This window comes from Rhodoferax sp. ZS1R8 (assembly GCF_056521325.1).
The window spans coordinates 206,464-220,271 of sequence record NZ_JBWMBA010000006.1 but is presented as its reverse complement, the minus strand read 5'-3'; the positions used below and the strand labels follow the sequence as shown (position 1 = coordinate 220,271).

Sequence of the window (13,808 nt, the reverse complement as noted above, 5' to 3'; positions counted from 1 at the left end):
AGACATGTCAACCATGACACCATCACAAACCCCGCTATCCCCACGTTATAGAGGCGTCTTCCCGGTCGTCCCCACCATCTTCACGGCGCAGGGTGAGCTGGATCTACCGGGCCAGAAGCGATGTGTCGATTTCATGATCGACGCGGGCTCTACCGGCATTTGCATACTGGCCAATTTCTCGGAACAGTTCTCGCTGTCGGATGCCGAACGTGAACTGTTGACCACTGCGATTCTGGACCACGTGGCCGGGCGTGTGCCCGTCATCGTGACTACCACCCACTATGGCACGCAGGTTTGCGCCCAACGCAGCCGCCGTGCGCAGGATGCCGGAGCGTCCATGGTCATGGTGATGCCGCCCTACCACGGCGCAACCATTCGCGTGTCAGAAGAAAAGGTGTTCGAGTTCTATGCCGGGGTGTCGGATGCCATCAGCATCCCCATCATGATCCAGGACGCACCGGTGAGCGGCACAGCATTGAGCGCCACCTTTCTGGCCCGCATGGCGAAGGAGATCAAGCAGGTCTCCTACTTCAAGATCGAGACTGCCAATGCGGCCTCCAAGTTGCGCGAACTGATTCACTTGGGCGGTTCGGCCATCGAAGGCCCGTGGGACGGTGAAGAGGCCATCACGCTGCTGCCTGATCTGGATGCTGGCGCGACAGGCGCCATGACCGGGGGCGCCTACCCCGACGGCATACGCAGCATCGTGGATGCCTATACCGCCGGTCAGCGTGAAGAGGCTGTGGCCCAGTACCAGCGCTGGTTGCCGTTGATCAACTACGAGAACCGCCAGGGCGGCATCCTGACAGCCAAGGCCTTGATGCTGGAGGGCGGCATCATTGCAAGTGATGCCCCGCGCCATCCGTTCCCAACCATGCAGCCTGACGTGCGTGCGGGACTGTTGGAGGCAGCACGGCGGCTGGACCCCATGGTTCTGCGCTGGGGAAAGTGAACACCGTATGCCTATGAATCCTGTCATCGCAACATTGGGGCGCCGACTGCGGTTGGCAGTGATTGGTGGTGGGCCAGGGTCATTTATTGGCGCCATGCACCGGCAAGCGGCGCGACTGGATGACCGCTATGAACTGGTGGCTGCCGCGCTGTCTTCCGACCCGATGAAATCCATCAGCGCCGGTCGTGAAATTGGCTTGAGCCCGGAGCGTTGTTATGCCAGCGGCATGGACCTGCTGGCGGCCGAACAAGGCCATGCCCAAGGCGCCGAGGTGGTGGCCATCATGACACCCAACGACAGCCATTTCGCGTTCGCCATGGCCGCGTTGGAGCGGGGCTTCGACGTCATTTGCGACAAGCCCATGACCAACACGGTAGACGAGGCGGAGCAACTGCACCAGCGTGTTCTGGGCACCGGTCTGGTCTTTTGTTTGACGCACAACTACACCGGTTACCCGATGGTGCGCCAAGCCCGCGCCATGGTGGCCGATGGCCAACTGGGCGCCATTCGGCTGGTGCAAGTGGAGTATGTTCAAGGTGGCCGTGCCAAGGAAGGGCCGGGACGTTGCGCCTGGAAGGATGACCCCGTGCGGGGCGGCCCTTCACTGGTGATGGGCGATATCGGCACCCATGCGCACAACCTACTGCGCTTCATCACCGGGCTCGAAGTCGCCCAGGTGGCCGCCGAGGTGGGCAGTATTGTCCCGCAGCGAACGACCCATGATTACGCCAGCGCCATGCTGCGTTTGGACAACGGCGCGCGCGGCAGCTTTTGGGTGACCCAAGCGGCAGCGGGCGTGGAGAACGGTTTGCGCATCCGCGTCAGCGGCGCATTGGGAAGCCTGGAGTGGATGCAAGAGATGCCGCAGGCCCTGGCTTTCAAGCCGATGGGCGCACCAGCCCAAAACAGAATGCCCAATGGTCCGGGAACCCTGCCACTGGCGGCCCGCGCCTCACGCGTCGCGGCGGGGCATCCTGAAGGGTTTCATGAGGCCTTTGCCAACCTGTACTCAGATGCTGCCGAAGCCATTGCCGCCCGCCGTTCGGGGCAAGCCGCCGATCCGCTGGCGTTGCATTTTCCCAATGCATGGGACGGTTTGCTGGGCGTGCGATTCGTAGCCAGCGTGATCCAGTCCCATCAAAACGGTAGCGCCTGGACACCCTGCGTGTCGCCGTAATCCATCCTCTTTTTTATCTACCGCTTACAACACGCTAAAACACCATGACATTGCCACAACACAACAACCTCATAGCCGGTGAATGGGTAGCCTCCAGCCACTACGCTCCCAACGTGAACCCGTCGAATCTGGCGGACGTGATCGGGGAATACGCACAGGCCGATGCTGCACAGCTCGATGCCGCAGTCGCCGCAGCGCAGCGCGCTTTTCCGGCTTGGTCTACCGGTGGCATCCAAGCACGTTCGGATGCGCTCGACAAAATCGGCAACGAAATTTTGGCCCGCAAGGAAGAGCTAGGCACCCTGCTGGCCCGTGAAGAGGGAAAAACCCGCGCGGAGGGTGTTGGCGAGGCCACCCGTGCCGGCAATATTTTCAAATTCTTTGCCGGCGAATGCCTGCGTTTGGCGGGTGAGGTTTTGCCATCGGTACGCCCCGGCATTGCCGTCGAAGTCACCCGCGAGCCCATGGGTGTCGTGGGCCTGATCACGCCCTGGAATTTTCCCATTGCGATCCCGGCCTGGAAGATTGCGCCCGCATTGGCCTATGGCAATTGTGTGGTGTTCAAGCCGGCCGACATAGTGCCCGGATGCGCCTGGGCGCTGGCCGAGATCATCAGCCGCAGCGGCATTCCCGCCGGCGTCTTTAATTTGGTCATGGGCCGGGGCAGCGTGATTGGCGACCCGCTGGTGAACCACCCCGGCATTGCCGCGGTGAGTTTCACCGGATCGGTCGGCGTGGGCCAGCGCATTGCCCAAGCCTGTGCACTGAACATGAAGAAGGTCCAGTTGGAGATGGGCGGCAAAAATCCCCAAGTGGTGCTGGACGATGCGGACTTGGCGACTGCCGTGGAACTCAGCGTGCAGAGCTGCTTTTACTCGACCGGCCAGCGTTGCACCGCATCCAGCCGCCTGATCGTCACCGACCGCATCTACCCAGAATTCATCGCCGCCATGCAACGCCGCATGGCCACCATCCAGGTGGGTGATGCCTGCCAGGCAGGAATCGATATTGGCCCCGTCGCCTCACAGGCACAGTTGGAGCAGGATCTGTCGTATGTGGAAATCGGCAAGGCCGAAGGCGCACAACTGCTGGTGGGCGGCGAACGACTCACACGGCCCACCGATGGTTTCTACATGGCGCCCGCACTGTTTGTGGACAGCACTGCGACCATGCGCATCAACCGTGAAGAAATCTTTGGCCCGGTGGCCAGTGTGATCCGCGTCAAGGATTACGAAGAAGCCCTGGCCGTTGCGAACGACACACCGTTTGGCTTATCGGCTGGCATTGCCACGACCTCGCTCAAATACGCGACCCACTTCAGGCGCCACTCGCAAGCGGGTATGGTGATGGTGAACCTGCCTACCGCCGGGGTGGACTACCACGTGCCGTTTGGCGGGCGCAAGGGCTCCAGCTATGGTTCGCGTGAGCAGGGCAAGTATGCGCAGGAGTTTTTCACGACGGTGAAGACGGCGTATGTGATGGGTGGGTAGACAGGGTCCAAGAGACGATAGAAATCCGCGCCAGTTAGCAGACATTCAGAAGGGACTGCCGCCGTATCGGGTGAAGCAACCCAAGGCCATTCCCGTTGAAGCTTTCGCTGGGGAATGAAAACAAAATTTGCCGCTAGCCCCCGTGAAATAAGCGTATGCCGCTATTACAACTGTAGCAATCAACGCGCGGTCGATCAACGCATCGCTGTGCACGATATAGTGCCGTCGGTGTCGTGCGGAGGTCACCGGCCTGTACATTTGAACGAAGCATCAGCCACTATCCTGGGCTTCATGTGCGCGAGCGACGTGTTCTGTGTTTGACACAAGGTCGTGGGTGTATACGAACCTCGGTCCGTCGACTGCAAGGGTGATGAAGTGGACGCGAAATGCCAACTGCCCAAACAGACGTACTTGGACGGTTGCGTGTGGGAAAGCTGCCTCGAAAACGATGCCGTGAATAGGCTTTGCTTCCGGGCCGTACAGGCGCTCAACTCTTATGTGGGTTGTATCGATTTCACCTCCGCGTAGCGCGGTCCGCGTTGCAACTAGCGCAGGAATGTCCTCGTAGATCGAAATACTAAGATGCAGAGCAAGAAACTCGTATGCAGTTTTAAGAGGAGAAAGTTGGGAGAGAAGTGGGCCGTCGAGTGACGGCTGGATGTGTTCGATGCTCCACTTAACAACCTCCAAACCGTTTGCAACTTCGACACGGAGGTTCTCGGGGGAAGTCTCCAGGAGGCGTAGCGACTCAGCAATGGATTCTGATCTGGCGCCTGCGCGTTCTAACATTCGACGGATCGATTTCACTGCCTCTGGGGTGTGCTGGACGAGTGATCCGTCTTCCAACTTACGGGACTGTGTGATGTACTCGCCGTCTCGGATATAGCCGATCGACCTTCCGCCGGGACCAGTGGATACATATGGCTGGCCCTCGGACAGTTTCGCAGCGAGCGTTGAGATACTGTCGCCCAGTTTGGATACGAGAAGCCGGATTGTTGGGTCTGATTTGGCACTTCCTTCAAAAAGGTGGCCCATGCGAGAGTTGCAATGTATGCAGACAAAGCGGCAGGTGAGCTTGCCACCCAACGCGTTTGGGATCAGGTGCTCTACATTGAAGGTGGCTTCAGTCTTGCAAATGATGCAGCGTGAGTGCGTCCAGCGAGCTTCGATAGCGGCCTCCATCGGCAGTGTTGGCTAAACCGTTTTGTGAGGAATTTAGCGGATGCTGCTCAGCATTTGAACATGGACCAGCTTGACTCAACTGGAAGCTGGGCGACCAAAAGTTGACGCAAATCTCCGACCGCAACTGGCCCGGTGCATACGCCATGATGGTGTCTGTTAGGGGTTGGGCCAGCCAGCTAAAGCCGTCAGCCTTGGAGTGATCGCCAAGCTTCCACATACAAACGCCCCCTGGCCAGCACGTCGCTGGCCGACGTGCCTGGTGCATAGAGCTGGCTACCAATGCCAAAGCCAGTGGCACCAGCGGCTGCCCAGGGGGCCATGTTCTCCGGCGTGATGCCGCCGACGGGCCACAAATCGGTACCGGCGGGCAGCACCGATTTCAAAGCCTTCAGTCCACCATGCCCAACCATTTCCGCAGGGAAGAGTTTGAGCGCATGCGCACCGGCCTGCAAGGCCGTGAAGGCTTCGGTGGGTGTGGCAACACCGGGTGCGCACAACATACCCAGTTCCACGCCGCGAGCGATCACACGGGCATCGCAGTTGGGGGAGACCATCAAACGCCCACCGTGGGCATGGACCGCTTCAACATCGGCCACGGTCAGCATCGTGCCGCCGCCCACCAGCGCATCGTCGGGCAGCATGCGGGCCAGTAGTTCTATGCACTGCAAGGCACCTGGGCGGTTCAACGGAACCTCCAAGGTACGAAAACCACTCTCCAGCAGCGCCTCACCAACGGCCAGTGCGTTGGCAGGGTCCAGCCCGCGCAGTATGGCGACCAGTGGCATGCTGCGGGTTTGAACGAGTCGTTGTTGTTGCTGTGCAGTGTTCATCATGGGTGTTGGGTCGCAGAGTGAATACGCGCCACGGCCGCCAGAAAGGCCGCCTGGGCGTCCAGCACGTCGAAGCGCAGGTCGAGCAGCGCGGCGGCGGCTTGGTAGTGCTCGGCCAGCTCAGGTGAACCTATGAGTTTGAACGTGTCCATGTTCCGTGAACCGGTTGGAGTACGGAGCACGTCATGGAGTTCGCTGCCGATTAGCAGGCCACTCAGATACGCCTGGCTGCTGGCGGCGGGCATGTCACCGCACACCACGCGGGCGCGGCAGGAAAAAAGTTGGTGGCTGAGCCCATCCTTGCCGGCGGCATGTACACCGTCGGCAAATGCGCTCGCATCCCAAACGGGCGCGGCCTTACCAATGGCCGCCGCCAAGGTGCCGTGCTGGCCCAACAGATTGAACAGCTCGCCCGTCATGTAGGTGCGCAGTTGCAGGATGCGGCCGTGTTCCAGTTCGACCCATTTGCTGTGTGTGCCCGGCAACACAAACCAACCGCTGTGGTGGCCCAGGGCCAGGGCGCCCAACAACTGGGTTTCCTCGCCGCGCATCACGTCGGGCTGGCCCCATTGGTCGCGGATGCAATAGCCCGGGACGATGACACAGCGCGTGGCAGTGGGCGCATCCGGCACCGCGAACAGGTGTGCGGGCAGTGCATCCAATGCAACACTGCGGTCCACATACGGCAATTCATGCCAGCCCAACGCACTGCCCACCATGCCGGACAAAACTACCAGTTGGGGTGTTGCCTGCAATTTCTGCAGTGTTGCGTCCAACGCGGCAGCGAATCGCCCCTTGCAGGCCATGGCCCCGTCACTGTCGGCGAAGGTGGCTACACATGCACCGTCGGCGTCCAGCGCATAGGCACGGCGGTGCGTGGTGCCCCAGTCCACACCAACAATTTTTATTTTTTCTGTTCGGGTCATTTTTCCTCCTGTTCAGCCACCTGCTTCAGCGCAGTGTGCGCCCAGACTCAAATACCCGCTGCAACACACAGAATACAAACAGCAATACGCCAATCACAATGCGCGTCCACCACGAGCTGAGCGAACCATCAAACATGATCAGCGACTGGATGATGCCCAGCGTGAGCACACCAAACAGCGTGCCGACGATGTAGCCCACGCCACCGCTGAGCAGCGTGCCGCCAATCACCACGGCGGCAATGGCGTCCAGCTCCAGCCCGACGGCGTGCAGCCCGTAGCCCGAAAGCATATAGAACGTGAACACCACGCCACCCAGCGCCGAACAAAAGCCACTCACGGTGTAGACCAATACCGCGGTGCGCGCCACCGGCAGACCCATCAGCTTGGCCGAGTGTTCGCTGCCGCCGATGGCATAGACGGTGCGGCCAAACTCGGTGCCATGGGCCACGAACATGGCAACGGCCAGCACCACCAGGGCCAGCAGCGCGCTGAGCGACAGGGCAGCACTGTCACCCCACAACTCGACGCGCATTTGCGCCAGCGCGGTGTAGGCCTCGTCCGTGATGCTGATGGAGTCGATGCTGATGAGGTAACACAGGCCACGCGCCAGGAACATGCCGGCCAGCGTGACGATGAAAGGCTGCAGCCGAAAGCGCTGGATCAGCCAGCCCATGAAGGCGCCGAACAACGTGCCCATACACAGCACCAGTGGAATGGCCTGCCACAGGCTCCAGTGCCGGTGCTCCACCAGCGCCGCCAGCACCATGGTGCTGAGTGCCACCACCGAACCCACTGACAGATCAATGCCACCGGACAGAATGACAAAGGTCATGCCCACCGCCACAATGACCAGGAAGGCGTTGTCGATCAACAGGTTCAAAAATGCCTGCGCGGTGAAAAACCCGGTGTAGGACACCGAGCCAAACACGGCCATGGCCATGAACAGTGACACCGTGGCCGCCAGGGGCATGAATTTGCGGTCCAGCCGCCAGCGCCGCGTGGATGCCGTTGGGCTGAGGTTGTTGCTCATGCGCGGCTCCCTGCTTCCGGGCGCACCACCCATGTCCGCACGGCACTGCGGAAGTCGGCCGACTGCAGCAGCATGACCGCAAACACGACAGCCGCCTTCACCACCAGATTGATCTCGGGCGGTACACCAATGGAATAGATGGTGGAGGTCAGCGTCTGGATGATGAGTGCACCTACCAGGCTGCCGGCCAGGCTGAAACGCCCACCGGTAAGCAAGGTGCCACCCAATGTGACGGCCAGAATCGCATCCAGCTCCATCAGGTTGCCGGCGTTGTTGCCGTCGGCGCTCTTGACGTTGGAGCTGATGATCAATCCCGCCACCCCGGCGGTCAAACCGCAGAAGGCATAGACACACACGCTGATCAGCCGCTCACGCACACCGGCCAACCTAGCAGCTGCCGGGTTGATGCCAATGGCCTGGATGAACAGGCCCAAGGCCGTGCGTGTGACCGCCAGATGCACCACCAAGTACACCGCGGCCGCAATGAAAAGCGCGAACGGCAAGCCAAACAGGAAACCATTGCCGATATAGAAATACGGGGCGTAGTACACGGTGACAATTTGCCCACCCGTCGCCAGTTGCGCAATGCCGCGCCCGGCCACCATCAGGATCAGCGTGGCGATGATGGGTTGCAGGCCGATCTTGGCCACCAGCAAACCGTTCCACAAACCACAGGCCAGCGCCACCAGCAAGGCGCACAGGATGGCCAGTGGCATCGGGAAGTTGCTGACATGCGTGGGCACGCCGTCGTGGATGACCAGCTTGCCGCCAATCATCAGCGCCGCCACCGAGGCACTGATGGCCACCACGGCGCCCACGGAGATGTCTATGCCCCGCGTGGCAATGACCAGGGTCATGCCCAGCGACACCAGCATCAGCGGGGCCGAGCGGTTCAAGATGTCGATGATGCTGCCGTACAAGTGGCCATCACGCCACTGCAGCACCCAGAAGCCCGGGTTGAGGCTGGCATTAACTGCAAGTATCAGGAACAGCGTGACCAGCGGCCACAGCAGCGGATGCGCCCGCAGGCGTTGGCCCCAGGAGGCCGCGTTGTGCGCACTCATGCCTGCCCCGCAATCATGGCGTAGACCGCGTGGTCGGACGTGCCGGCGGGCAGTTCGCCCACCTTGGCACGGTCGCGCATCACGACGATGCGGTCCGAGACCCGCACCACCTCTTCCATCTCCGACGAGATGAACAACACGGCCATGCCCGCGCGGGCCAGGGTCAAAATTTCGTTCATGATTTCTTGTTTCGCCGCGATGTCTATGCCGCGGGTCGGTTCATCCAGTATCAACAGGCAGGGCTTGGTCGCCAGCCAGCGTGCCAGCACCGCCTTTTGCTGATTGCCACCGGACAATTGCCCAATCGGTGTTTCGATATCGGCGGTCTTGATGCCCAAGGCCTTGACGTAGTGCAGTGCCAGTTGCGCCTGCTGCGCGCGTGACATACAGGGCCACAGGCCTTGGCGCGCCTGTAGCGCCAGCGCAATGTTTTCGCGCACAGACAGTTCGGCAATGATGCCCTCGGCCTTGCGGTCCTCGGGGCACAAACCCAGGCCCAGGCGGATGGCCTGCGCCGGAGAATGCAGGCGCACGGCTTTGCCCTGCACGCACATCTCGCCGGCATCGCTGCGGTCCAGACCAAACAAGACACGGGCCAGCTCGGTGCGCCCCGAGCCCAACAAGCCGCCCAGGCCCACGACCTCACCCCGGCGCAGCGCCAGGTCCATCGGTTTGACATGGCCCTGGCGTGCCAGACCGCGCACGCTTAGCACCTCGGGCTCCTGCGCACAGATATCCTCCTGTGTGCAGGGTTGTGGTGCCAGACTAGCCACCATCTCGCGACCCACCATGGCTGCAATCAGGGCACTTTGTCCCAAATCGGCGGTAAGGTATTCACCTACCAGTTGGCCATTGCGCAGCACCGTGATGCGATCACACAAGGCATATACCTGGTCCAGAAAATGGGTCACAAAAAGAATCGCCATGCCCTGCGCACGCAGTTGGCGCAGCACGGTGAACAGGCGCTCGACCTCGTCGTCGTCCAGACTGGAGGTGGGCTCATCCAGAATCAGCACGCGCGCCGAGATGCTCAGGCCCCGCGCGATGGCCACCATCTGCTGCACGGCAACCGAATAGCTGTCCAGCGCTTGTGTGACGTCGATGGTGAGGTTCAACCGCGCCAGCAAGGCGCTGGCGTCGCGGTGCATGCGCGCCCAGTCGATGGCCCAGGCACCGCTGGCGCCGCGGCGCGGGTAGCGCCCGGCAAAAATGTTTTCTGCCACCGACAGGTTGGGGCACAGGTTGACCTCTTGGTACACCGTGCTGATGCCCAGTTGCTGAGCTTCTAGTGGCGATGCTGCCGCGATGCGCTGCCCGCCCAGGCGCATCTCGCCCTGGTCGGCACGGTGCACGCCGGTCAACACCTTGATGAGCGTGGATTTGCCCGCGCCGTTCTGCCCCATCAGGGCATGCACCTCGCCGGCGAACAGGCGCAGGTTGACGCCGCCCAGCGCTTGCACCCCCGCAAAGTGGATGGCAATGGCGGACAACTCCAGCACGGGTTGCGCCGCGCCGGAGGCCTCGTGGTTGACGATCACACTACCGACTCAGTACTTGCGCGACGGGAATTCCTTGGCCGCCACTTCCATCGGGAAGATACCTTCCTGCGTCACGATGCGCCGGGGCAGCGTCTTGCCCGCCACCAGGTCTTTGACGGCCGACATCAGTTGCGGGCCCAGCAGCGGGCTGCACTCCACCGTCACGTCCATCTTGCCGGCGATCATGGCTTCAAACGCGCCCTTGACGGCATCCACAGAAATGATGGTGATGTCCTTGACCGGCTTCAGACCCGCTTCTTCAATGGCCTGGATCGCGCCAATGGCCATGTCGTCGTTGTGCGCATACAGCACATTGATTTTCTTGCCCTCCGCCTTTAGGAAGGCTTCCATCACTTCCTTGCCCTTGGCGCGGGTGAAGTCTCCAGTTTGTGAGCGGATGATCTTGATACGCGGCTCGGCCTTGATGATTTCTTCAAAGCCCTTTTTGCGGTCAATGGCCGGGCCAGAACCCACGGTCCCTTGCAGCTCCACCACGTTCACGTCGCCGGTGGTGTTCTTGACTTTTTCCAGCAACCAGCGGCCGGCCTTGCGGCCTTCTTCGGTGAAGTCGGAACCCATGAAAGTCGCATACAGAGAGGTATCTTTCGAGTCCACCGAGCGGTCGGTCAAGATGACCGGAATCTTGGCGGCCTTGATTTCCTTTAGCACGGTGTCCCAGCCCGACTCCACGACCGGCGCGAACGCAATCACGTCCACCTTTTGCGCGATGAAGGAGCGCAGCGCCTTGATCTGGTTTTCCTGTTTCTGCTGCGCGTCGGAGAATTTCAGCGTGATACCTTCCTTGGCAGCTGTCTCCTTGATGGAGTTGGTGTTGGCGCTACGCCACTCGCTCTCGGCACCGATCTGGCTGAAGCCCAGCACGATTTTCTTTTGCGCAAACGCGCTCATGGGCATGCCCACTGCGAACGATGCCGCAACCAGGGTGGCAATCAGCGTACGTCGGTTCTGTGTCATCAGAGTCTCCTCTTGTTGGTTTTAACTGGAACAAAAATTGCGGAAAGGAATAGCGCTGCGGCACCTGCCTGCCGTCAGAACATGGGCGGATGATACGGACGCACTCGATATACATCCAATTGATATTTCGGGACTATTGATGTGCAAAACAGGATTCGTGAAAACCCTAGGGCATCATTTGCCACATGCGCACGCCCCCGAAGGAGGCGATAGCAGCGCAGGCATTGCGCCTGCGCCCGCCCAGAGGCTTTACTTCACCGACGCCAGCACCTTGTTCAGCGTGGCGCTGGGGCGCATGATGGCGTCCAGCTTGGCCACGTCGGGCAGGTAGTAGCCACCGATGTCGGCGGGCTTGCCCTGCACGGCCGCCAGTTCCTCGACTATTGTCTGCTCGTTGTCCGCCAGTTGTTTGGCCAGGGACGCAAACTGTGTGGCCAACGCCGCGTCGTCGGTCTGCGCGGCCAGTTCCTGCGCCCAGTACATGGCAAGGTAGAACTGGCTGCCACGGTTGTCCAACTGGCCGGTCTTGGGCGACGGGTTCTTGTTGGTGTCCAGCAATTTGCCAGTGGCCGCGTCCAGCGTCTTGGCCAGTACCTTGGCCTTGGCATTGCCGGTTTTCAAGCCCAAGTCTTCCAGCGACACCGCCAGCGCCAAAAACTCACCCAGCGAATCCCAGCGTAGGTGGTTTTCTTCCACCAACTGTTGCACGTGCTTGGGCGCAGAGCCGCCGGCACCGGTTTCGTACATGCCGCCACCGGCCATCAAGGGCACGATGGACAGCATCTTGGCGCTGGTGCCCAGTTCCATGATGGGGAACAGGTCGGTCAGGTAGTCGCGCAGGATATTGCCGGTCGCACTGATGGTGTCCTCGCCGCGGATCACGCGCTCCAGCGTGTAGCGCATGGCGCGCACCTGGCTCATGATCTGGATGTCCAGGCCGGTGGTGTTGTGCTCGTGCAGGTACATCTTCACCTTGGTGATCAGCTGGGCTTCATGCGGGCGGTAGGCGTCCAGCCAGAACACGACCGGCATGCCGGAGTTGCGTGCGCGGTTGACGGCCAGCTTGACCCAGTCGCGGATCGCGCCGTCCTTGACCTGGCACATGCGCCAGATGTCACCTTGCTCTACGTTCTGGCTCAGCAGCACTTCGCCGGTGGCCAGGTCAGTGATATTGGCCACGCCGTCTTCCGAGATCTCAAACGTCTTGTCGTGTGAGCCGTATTCTTCGGCCTGTTGGGCCATGAGGCCCACGTTGGGCACGGTGCCCATGGTCTTGGGATCGAAGTTGCCATGCCATTTGCAGAAGTTGATCATCTCTTGGTAGATACGGGCAAAGGTCGACTCGGGCATCACGGCCTTCACGTCCTTCAAGCGACCGTTAGCGTCCCACATCTTGCCGCCGTTGCGGATCATGGCGGGCATGGACGCGTCCACGATGATGTCGTTGGGTGAGTGGAAGTTCGTGATGCCCTTGGCAGAGTCCACCATGGCCAGCTCGGGGCGGTTCTCATGGCAGGCGTGCAGGTCCCGCTTGATCTCGTCCTGTTTGCTTTGCGGCAAGGTGGCGATCTTGGCGTACAGGTCGGCCATGCCGTTGTTGACATTGACGCCCAGTTCCTTGAACAGCGCGCCGTGTTTTTCAAACGCGTCCTTGTAGAAGATGCGCACGCAGTGGCCAAACACGATGGGGTGGGACACCTTCATCATCGTCGCCTTGACGTGCAGCGAGAACATCACGCCGGTCTTGCGTGCGTCTTCGATTTCCTTCTCGTAGAACTCCAGCAGCGCTTTCTTGCTCATGAACATGCTGTCGATGACTTCGCGGTCCAGCAGCGATACCTTGGGCTTGAGCACAATGGTCTGGCCGCTCTTGGTGATCAGCTCCATCTTGACATCACGGGCGCGGTCCAGCGTGATGGACTTTTCGCCGTGGTAGAAGTCACCGGCATGCATATGTGACACGTGAGAACGCGAAGCCTGGCTCCACTCGGCCATGCTGTGCGGGTTCTTGCGGGCGTATTCCTTGACGGCCTTGGGGGCCCGGCGGTCCGAGTTGCCTTCGCGCAGCACGGGGTTCACGGCTGAGCCGATGCAGCGGGCATAGCGGGCGCGGATCGATTTCTCTTCTTCGTTCTGCGGTGCCTCGGGGTAGTCAGGTATCGCATAGCCCTTGGACTGCAGTTCCTTGATACAGGCCTGCAACTGGCCTACTGAGGCGCTGATGTTGGGCAGTTTGATGATGTTGGCATCCGCCTGCAGCGTCTTCTTGCCCAGCTCAGCCAGCGTGTTGGGCTGGCGTTGGCTTTCGGTCAGGCTTTCTGGAAACTCACCCAGCACGCGTGCGGCCACCGAGATGTCCGCTTCCGTTACGTTAATACCGGCGGGTGCGGCAAAGGTGCGCACGATGGGCAGGAAGGACGCCGTAGCCAGGCGCGGAGCCTCGTCGGTCAGGGTATAGATGATGGTGGGGTGCGGGGTTGTCATCGCTTATCTCCAAAAAAATTGTTATGGCTCGGAACACCGGTTTGCTGGGTTACCAGCAGAGGTGGTCACGGTTGCCAGTGATTGTGCTTTCAGTGATCGGACACGGAGCAATTATTTTTGCAATCAAATTTCACATCTTAAAAAATCTCAACAAGGTGGC

11 protein-coding genes are annotated in these 13,808 nt (G+C 60.8%); 3 read left to right on the top strand and 8 right to left on the bottom strand.

Annotation, left to right across the window (positions count from 1 at the left end):
* The first annotated feature begins 13 nt into the window (after window positions 1–13).
* The 3 genes from AC097P_RS20545 to AC097P_RS20535 are packed head-to-tail and all read left to right on the top strand — an operon-like array spanning window position 14 to window position 3,619.
* Window positions 14–952 carry a dihydrodipicolinate synthase family protein gene (locus AC097P_RS20545; protein WP_479612297.1) on the top strand — a complete coding sequence of 313 codons (939 nt, stop codon included), beginning with the start codon at window positions 14–16 and terminating at the stop codon, window positions 950–952.
* Between the two features lie 13 nt (window positions 953–965).
* Window positions 966–2,129, top strand: a complete 1,164-nt coding sequence (locus AC097P_RS20540) for a Gfo/Idh/MocA family protein (protein WP_479612296.1) — start codon at window positions 966–968, stop codon at window positions 2,127–2,129.
* Window positions 2,130–2,173: 44 nt separating this feature from the next.
* Window positions 2,174–3,619 (top strand): aldehyde dehydrogenase family protein, encoded by a 1,446-nt coding sequence (locus tag AC097P_RS20535; RefSeq protein ID WP_479612295.1) that lies wholly within the window; start codon window positions 2,174–2,176, stop codon window positions 3,617–3,619.
* A 270-nt stretch (window positions 3,620–3,889) separates the two neighbouring features.
* Here AC097P_RS20535 and AC097P_RS20530 read toward each other — a convergent pair whose 3' ends face one another.
* The 8 genes from AC097P_RS20530 to AC097P_RS20495 all read right to left on the bottom strand — a co-directional run bounded on the left by AC097P_RS20530 (window position 3,890) and on the right by AC097P_RS20495 (window position 13,648).
* The gene (locus tag AC097P_RS20530) at window positions 3,890–4,705 is read right to left on the bottom strand and encodes a hypothetical protein (protein WP_479612332.1); all 816 of its coding nucleotides are present in this window, start codon (window positions 4,703–4,705) and stop codon (window positions 3,890–3,892) included.
* A gap of 281 nt (window positions 4,706–4,986) precedes the next feature.
* Window positions 4,987–5,631 (bottom strand): 2-dehydro-3-deoxy-6-phosphogalactonate aldolase, encoded by a 645-nt coding sequence (locus AC097P_RS20525; protein ID WP_479612294.1) that lies wholly within the window; start codon window positions 5,629–5,631, stop codon window positions 4,987–4,989.
* A complete protein-coding gene (locus AC097P_RS20520; protein WP_479612293.1) occupies window positions 5,631–6,557 on the bottom strand; it encodes a 2-dehydro-3-deoxygalactonokinase in 927 nt (308 codons plus the stop codon). The genes AC097P_RS20525 and AC097P_RS20520 overlap by 1 nt, the downstream gene beginning before the upstream one ends.
* Window positions 6,558–6,582: 25 nt before the next feature.
* The gene (gene yjfF, locus AC097P_RS20515; RefSeq protein ID WP_479612292.1) at window positions 6,583–7,587 is read right to left on the bottom strand and encodes a galactofuranose ABC transporter, permease protein YjfF; all 1,005 of its coding nucleotides are present in this window, start codon (window positions 7,585–7,587) and stop codon (window positions 6,583–6,585) included.
* The gene (locus tag AC097P_RS20510; RefSeq protein ID WP_479612291.1) at window positions 7,584–8,651 is read right to left on the bottom strand and encodes an ABC transporter permease; all 1,068 of its coding nucleotides are present in this window, start codon (window positions 8,649–8,651) and stop codon (window positions 7,584–7,586) included. Before AC097P_RS20510 ends, yjfF begins: the two co-directional genes overlap by 4 nt.
* Window positions 8,648–10,189, bottom strand: coding sequence for a sugar ABC transporter ATP-binding protein (locus AC097P_RS20505; RefSeq protein ID WP_479612290.1), 1,542 nt, complete (start codon window positions 10,187–10,189; stop codon window positions 8,648–8,650). Before AC097P_RS20505 ends, AC097P_RS20510 begins: the two co-directional genes overlap by 4 nt.
* Window positions 10,190–10,198: 9 nt before the next feature.
* Window positions 10,199–11,164, bottom strand: a complete 966-nt coding sequence (locus AC097P_RS20500) for an ABC transporter substrate-binding protein (protein WP_479612289.1) — start codon at window positions 11,162–11,164, stop codon at window positions 10,199–10,201.
* A 249-nt stretch (window positions 11,165–11,413) separates the two neighbouring features.
* Window positions 11,414–13,648 carry an NADP-dependent isocitrate dehydrogenase gene (locus AC097P_RS20495; RefSeq protein ID WP_479612288.1) on the bottom strand — a complete coding sequence of 745 codons (2,235 nt, stop codon included), beginning with the start codon at window positions 13,646–13,648 and terminating at the stop codon, window positions 11,414–11,416.
* Window positions 13,649–13,808: the final 160 nt, after the last annotated feature.

Bases quoted from the DNA above. Each gene is read 5' to 3' on its own strand.
- AC097P_RS20535 (WP_479612295.1), top strand. From the start codon at position 2,174: ATGACATTGCCACAACACAACAACCTCATAGCCGGTGAATGGGTAGCC.
- AC097P_RS20510 (WP_479612291.1), bottom strand. From the start codon at position 8,651: ATGAGTGCGCACAACGCGGCCTCCTGGGGCCAACGCCTGCGGGCGCAT.
- AC097P_RS20495 (WP_479612288.1), bottom strand. From the start codon at position 13,648: ATGACAACCCCGCACCCCACCATCATCTATACCCTGACCGACGAGGCT.
- AC097P_RS20520 (WP_479612293.1), bottom strand. From the start codon at position 6,557: ATGACCCGAACAGAAAAAATAAAAATTGTTGGTGTGGACTGGGGCACC.
- AC097P_RS20500 (WP_479612289.1), bottom strand. From the start codon at position 11,164: ATGACACAGAACCGACGTACGCTGATTGCCACCCTGGTTGCGGCATCG.
- AC097P_RS20525 (WP_479612294.1), bottom strand. From the start codon at position 5,631: ATGAACACTGCACAGCAACAACAACGACTCGTTCAAACCCGCAGCATG.
- AC097P_RS20545 (WP_479612297.1), top strand. From the start codon at position 14: ATGACACCATCACAAACCCCGCTATCCCCACGTTATAGAGGCGTCTTC.
- yjfF (WP_479612292.1), bottom strand. From the start codon at position 7,587: ATGAGCAACAACCTCAGCCCAACGGCATCCACGCGGCGCTGGCGGCTG.
- AC097P_RS20540 (WP_479612296.1), top strand. From the start codon at position 966: ATGAATCCTGTCATCGCAACATTGGGGCGCCGACTGCGGTTGGCAGTG.